The sequence below is a fragment of the Streptococcus massiliensis DSM 18628 genome (assembly GCF_000380065.1).
Classification (GTDB): Bacteria; Bacillota; Bacilli; order Lactobacillales; family Streptococcaceae; genus Streptococcus; species Streptococcus massiliensis.
Genome location: NZ_KB904434.1, coordinates 1 through 5,059 on the forward strand (window position 1 = coordinate 1; position 5,059 = coordinate 5,059).

Annotated in this window: 6 protein-coding genes and 1 pseudogene; 2 read left to right on the forward strand and 5 right to left on the reverse strand. The window is 42.1% G+C overall.

The window, feature by feature from the left end:
• Positions 1 to 225, forward strand: a 225-nt coding sequence (locus tag A3I3_RS0109340) for an ISL3 family transposase (RefSeq protein ID WP_018371529.1), incomplete at its 5' end; no start/stop codon positions are given.
• A gap of 70 nt (positions 226 to 295) precedes the next feature.
• On the opposite strand, the gene metF is transcribed toward A3I3_RS0109340, so the two are convergent.
• The 5 genes from metF to A3I3_RS0109365 form a co-directional block, all read right to left on the reverse strand.
• Complete coding sequence (metF, locus tag A3I3_RS0109345) at positions 296 to 1,159, reverse strand: methylenetetrahydrofolate reductase [NAD(P)H] (protein ID WP_018372433.1); 864 nt, start codon at positions 1,157 to 1,159, stop codon at positions 296 to 298.
• A 3-nt stretch (positions 1,160 to 1,162) separates the two neighbouring features.
• A complete protein-coding gene (gene metE, locus A3I3_RS0109350; protein ID WP_018372434.1) occupies positions 1,163 to 3,409 on the reverse strand; it encodes a 5-methyltetrahydropteroyltriglutamate--homocysteine S-methyltransferase in 2,247 nt (748 codons plus the stop codon).
• 237 nt (positions 3,410 to 3,646) lie between these two features.
• Entirely contained in the window at positions 3,647 to 3,826 is a 180-nt protein-coding gene (locus tag A3I3_RS0109355; protein WP_018372435.1) for a hypothetical protein, read from the reverse strand.
• A gap of 219 nt (positions 3,827 to 4,045) precedes the next feature.
• Positions 4,046 to 4,402, reverse strand: coding sequence for a hypothetical protein (locus tag A3I3_RS0109360; RefSeq protein ID WP_018372436.1), 357 nt, complete (start codon positions 4,400 to 4,402; stop codon positions 4,046 to 4,048).
• A gap of 118 nt (positions 4,403 to 4,520) precedes the next feature.
• Positions 4,521 to 4,700 (reverse strand): hypothetical protein, encoded by a 180-nt coding sequence (locus A3I3_RS0109365; RefSeq protein ID WP_018372437.1) that lies wholly within the window; start codon positions 4,698 to 4,700, stop codon positions 4,521 to 4,523.
• A gap of 186 nt (positions 4,701 to 4,886) precedes the next feature.
• On the opposite strand from A3I3_RS0109365, the pseudogene A3I3_RS0109375 reads away from it, so the two are divergent.
• Positions 4,887 to 5,059: pseudogene (locus A3I3_RS0109375) on the forward strand (ISL3 family transposase); the annotation flags it as partial.

Genomic DNA, 5,059 nt, shown 5'->3' on the forward strand with positions numbered 1-5,059 from the left:
ATCTTTCAGACTGTTTTTAAAACCTTTCTCAAGGACAAAGATAAAATTATCAACGCTCTTGAACTCCCTTACTCAAATGCAAAGCTAGAGGCCACTAACAACCTCATCAAAGTCATCAAGCGAAATGCTTTCGGCTTTCGGAACTTTGACAATTTTAAAACTAGAATCCTCATCGCTTTAAATATCAAAAAGGAGAGAACCAATTCGGTTCTCTCCAGGGTATGACTTTGCGTTAACCCACTACAGTTGACAAAGAGCCATAAAAATAACCCCGAAGGGTCACGGAAATAACTGTTTAAGTGATTGATTTGTGAAACAAATCCTTGGTTGCTTGGTGAATATGATGTGCTGTTTCTACATTGTTCATAGTGTAGAGGTGTACACCATCTGTATCTTGAGTCACCAAGTCCACGATTTGGTCAATGGCATAGGCCAGCCCTGCTGCCCGTAGGGACGCAGCATCATTCTCGTACTTGTTCAAAATTGCTCGGAACTTGCGCGGTAAGTGGATATTCTCGCAGGTTTTCAAGAGACGCAGAGCCTGATTTCGGTTGATAATGGGCATAATCCCTGCATAAATCGGCACATCAATCCCCGCCAAGACGCACTTATCTTGAAAATCGTAAAAACGCTCATTATCAAAGAAAAGCTGGGTAATGAGGCTGGAACAGCCCGCATCAACCTTTTTCTTCAAATACTGAATGTCGGAAATTTGATTTGGAGAATCAGGGTGCCCCTCTGGGTAACAAGCACCGATAAGCTCAAAATGCGGCGCTTCTTGCCTGATAAACTCAATCAAATCCGTCGCGTAACGGAAATCATTCTTGGGTGCAACATCAGGAATAATATCCCCGCGCAGCGCCAAAATCTTGTGCACATCCACCCTATCCAAGGCTTGGAGAATGCTTGACACCATATCCTTGGTCAGATAAACCGCTGGCAAGTGGGCAATGGTCGGGATAGAGAGGTCATTATGGATATAGTCAGCCAAACGAACCGTCGTCTCCTCAATATTGAATTTATTATTGCTCGCAGTCACACTGATAAAGTGGGGAGCGAGGTCTTGCATTTCCTTCAAAGTCTGGAAAATTTTTTCATTGCCTACTGCCGGATTAGGAGGAAAAACTTCAAATGAGAGGCTCGGACTTTGACCGACCATAGCTTATAATTCCTTTCTTGCTGCTTTCGCCGCTTGAACCAAGCGAACCAAGCTTTCTTTGGTTTCTTTAATTCCACGAGTTTTGAGACCACAGTCAGGGTTAATCCAGACTTTATTGCTTGGCACCTTAGCCAAAATCGCTTCAATCGTGTGGTCGATTTCGCCCTCAGCTGGCACCCGTGGTGAGTGAATATCGTAAACGCCCGGACCAACTTCTGTTTGGAAGTTTTTAGCCTTGAGCTCGTCTAGGATGACAAGGTTTGAACGGCTAGCCTCAAAGGAGATAACGTCCGCATCCATATTATCAATCGCTGGGATAATATCTGTAAATTCGCTGTAGCACATGTGCGTGTGGATTTGCGTATCAGGCGCAACGGTAGAATGCACCAGACGAAAGGCAGGAATCGCCCAGTCGAGATAGTCTTCATACCAGTCGCTACGACGCAGTGGCAATTTCTCACGCAAAGCAGCCTCATCGATTTGGATAATCTTGACTCCTGCCGCTTCAAGGTCGAGCACTTCATCCTTAATAGCCAGCGCAATTTGCAGAGTTGAGTCCTTAATAGAGATATCCTCACGTGGGAAAGACCAGTTGAGAATGGTTACCGGTCCTGTCAGCATCCCCTTGACTGGCTTATCTGTGCGGCTTTGCGCATAACTAGACCATTTGACCGTGATTGGGCTGAGGCGAGTAACATCTCCCCAGATGATTGGCGGTTTCACGCCGCGCATACCGTAGGATTGTACCCAGCCGTTTTTGCTAAAGAGATAGCCTGACAAGTTTTGACCGAAATATTCGACCATGTCGTTGCGCTCAAACTCACCGTGAACCAGCACATCAAAGCCAACTTCTTCTTGCCATTTAATCCAGTCATCGATTTGCTCGGCTAAGAACTTGTCATAATCTTCTTGGGACAATTCGCCCTTGCGGAAGGCCAAGCGTTTGGCACGAACTTCCTTGGTTTGTGGGAAAGAACCGATTGTTGTAGTTGGGAGAAGCGGCAATTTGAGGGCTTGGCGTTGAATTTCTTCACGCTCAGCAAAGGCTGGTAAGCGCGTATAGTCTTTTTCGGTCAAGCCTGCCAGACGCTGCGCCAATTCTTCGTTTTGACCGACCCGTTTTTTAGCAAAAAGTGCTTTATTTGCTGCCAGCAAGTCGTCTTCACCTTGGCGGATAGCTTCCAAGTCACGCAATTCGTCCAATTTTTCAACCGCAAAAGCAAAGTGCTCCAAAATTGCTTCTTCAAATTCTTCATTTGCAGTCGTGAACGGCACATGGAGAAGTGAGCAAGAGGTTGACAAAACAAGGTTTTCAGCCGGCACTTGCTCTAAGACAGCCAAGCTCTTTTCATAATTGTTGCGCCAGATATTTTTCCCATTGACAATACCAGCGTAGAGGGTCTTATCAGCTGGGAAGCCAGATTTGACTAGCTCCAGCGTCTTTTTGCCCTCGACAAAGTCAAGACCCAGCGCATCCACAGGCAATTCTGTCAATTCTTGATAGATGTCACGCACATCGCCAAAGTAGGTTTGCAAAAGCACTTGCAGACCCTTCTTGTCTGCCAACAGTTTCTTGTAAAGGTCGAGGAAAAGTGCTTTTTCATCGGTTGACAAATCTTTAACCAAGCTCGGCTCATCCAGCTGGATTTTCTTAGCGCCTAGCTCAGCTAATTTTGCAAAGACTTCCTGATAAGCAGCAACCAAGCTGTCCACGAAATCTTTTGATGCCACGCCTTCTTCAAAGTCTGATAATTGAAGCAGGGTAAAGGGTCCGACAACGACTGGGCGCGTCAAGATGCCAAATTCTTTTGCTTCGACAAATTCGTCAAAAATCTTGTGACCAGCCAGCTTGACTTGCGTGTCTTTTTCAAATTTTGGAACGATATAGTGGTAGTTGGTATTGAACCATTTTTTCATCGGTAGCGCCCGAACGTCCCCTTTTTCACCCTGGTAACCGCGCGCCAAGGCAAAGTAGCGCTCCAGGTCTGTCAAATCCAATTTTTGTACCGATTGAGGAATGACATTCACAAGGAAAGCCGCGTCCAAAACATTGTCATAGTGAGAAAAATCGTTGCTCGGAATTTCCGTAATGCCTTTTTCTTTGACGATATTCCAGTGTTTGGCACGCAAGTCTTTTGCCGCTGCTAGTAAATCCGCCTCAGAAATTTCATGTCTAAAATATTTTTCCGTGGTGAACTTCAATTCACGAAATTCACCCAAACGAGGGAAGCCAATAATTGTAGTTGTCATAATCATCCTCCAAATTTTACTTGCCTTTATCTTAACAGAAAAATCGCCCCCTGTATAATTGGAATTTTAGCGGATTTGTTATAGTCTAAAACTATATCTTAAATTTTCATCTAATTTTTTGGCATAGCGGTAGGTAAATGTCAATCCAAACAAAAAGAGTGAGATTCAGTTATCCACAAAATAACTAAATCTTCACTCTGTAAAGATTGCTCTAAATAAAAGGTATTCCGCATAAAACTAGAACATAAAACCAAGCTGGCTAGCACTATTTAATTGACCTTTTAAGTCTGAGAACTCTAGCAACATCTTCTCCTCACTAGGCAGAAGAACCATTTGGTACTCTGAAAGATGCTTTTTGATTGAGCCAATAAGCTCACTAAAAGAAACCGCAGCAGCTAAACCGCTTCGTTTTTCCAAGTCAGCTATTCCCTTAGCTAAAAGTCTGTTGAGCTCATGATAGGCCTCTGTCTGTCCTCGCTTGAGAGAAACTTACAATTCCTTCAATAAATGCAAAGACTTTTCCTTTATAATTTCAGATTTTTCTTGCCCCATACCACTGTATCCCTTTTTGAAAGCGTTTTATTTTATTATAGCCTTTTTTCTAAAAAATTCAACTACTTCGCTGCTGGTTTTACTTTATTTTCGGACACGTATTTGCTTTTTGGTTAAGGCAAAGTCTTGATTTCGCTTTGACATACGAGCTTGAAATAAGACTTTACGACCGGCTTCATTTCGAGTATAAATCAGTTCTGATTTACCTAAATAAGATTGCATATAGGTCAGAAATAGTTGAGCTTCTCGCTTTTTGCCTGCAAAAATAGACGGAACTGCATAATAGATAGTGCCTTGCGCACTTTCTTGTTTTATAATATAGCGTTGATTGTCAATGTCTGAGAAAAATTCCTCTAAGCAATTTGCAAATAGGTGTGACTCTCGCTGGTTCGCTCCTTTAAGATAAACTTGGATATAATTGTTAACCTCTTCTAGCCCCAAAAAACGAGAGCATGATTTCTCATATTCTCGTACTAAAATATTTAACTTTTTGACTTTCTCAAGACTCTAGACACTTAGTAGCCCATGTTCTATAGATTCAGAACTTAAATATCCTTGTTTAGACAAAGCATTTTTTAGCCCCTGACCCAGATCCTTTATTTGATTTAAAGGCGACCGATAGTAATGCAGGCGCTGCCACCAAATGAAATTTCCCATCTTTTAAAAATTCCTGACTTTGTTTGAGGACTTCCTGCTGATAAGTTCGCCAAGTTCCTTTAAAACTAAATAATTCTCTCATGTTGAACCTCCTAATGATATTATAACATAGCACTAGGAGGAAATGATTTCAAAAATCAAAAACGGCTCTATAATTTCTGTAGTGGGTAAAACCACTGTAGGAATTATGGAGCCTATTTTGTTGTAGAAAAAAAGTCCCATAAGACCTATAATGAAAAGCGATCAAACCATCATTAGAAAGAATCTTATGGAACAATTAAATTTTATCACAAACTTACTCGGAATTAAAGACCCTAACATCACTATTTTAGATTATGTAGATGCTGGAACACATAAAGAAATCATGGCTAAGCTAGATTATCCCGCTCCTAAATGCCCTCACTGCCAAGGACAAATGGCTAAATATGACTTCCAGAAAGA